Origin of the sequence: Mesorhizobium sp. M0808 (assembly GCF_040320025.1) — a bacterium.
GTDB lineage: Bacteria > Pseudomonadota > Alphaproteobacteria > Rhizobiales > Rhizobiaceae > Mesorhizobium.
This window is the reverse complement of the sequence record NZ_JAMYOX010000134.1, coordinates 1-659: the sequence shown is the minus strand read 5'-3', so window position 1 is coordinate 659 and position 659 is coordinate 1. Positions and strand designations below refer to the sequence as shown.

Sequence of the window (659 nt, the reverse complement as noted above, 5' to 3'; positions counted from 1 at the left end):
GTTGGCAGCGTCGGTGAGGCTTTAATCGATCAGGGGTGACGGACGGCCATCGGCCTCCGAGCATGAAGTGTCAACCTTCAGCTTGAGAGGAGCATCCGATGACCGTCCCTACGCATCCATCCGGCAGCGCACTTCGCGAGCGCATGATCGAAGACATGTCCATGCGCGGCTTCACCGAGGATACGCGCCGAGACTATATCCGTTGCGTGAAGGCGTTTGCAGCCTTCATCGGGCGCTCGCCTGATACCGCGACGGCTGAGGATCTGCGGCGTTTCCAATTACACCAGACCGAGAGCGGCATGCGGCCGCCGGGGATCAACAGCGCGGTCTCGGCGCTGCGCTTCTTCTTCACCGTGACGCTCGACCGGCCCGATCTCTCGCGCCGTCTCACCGTCATCCGCCAGCCACGCAAGCTGCCGCTGGTGCTGAGCGTCGAGGAGGTGGCGCGGCTGCTCGAAGCCGCACCGGGACCGAAGTACAAGGCGGCGCTTGGCACGGGCTACGGGGCGGGGTTGCGGGTGTCGGAGATCGTGGCGCTCAAGGTGAGCGACATCGATTCGACGCGCATGCTGATCCGCGTCGAGCAGGGCAAGGGCCGCAAGGACCGCCACGCCATGCTGTCGCCGCAGCTGCTCGGGCTTCTGCGCGCCTGGTGGCGC

General features: G+C 65.9%; 1 protein-coding gene. It reads left to right on the top strand.

Annotated elements, in window-relative coordinates; all coding sequences use genetic code 11:
• Positions 1-98: 98 nt before the first annotated feature.
• A partial coding sequence (locus NKI25_RS36315; RefSeq protein WP_353000987.1) for a tyrosine-type recombinase/integrase occupies positions 99-659 on the top strand: 561 nt, incomplete at its 3' end.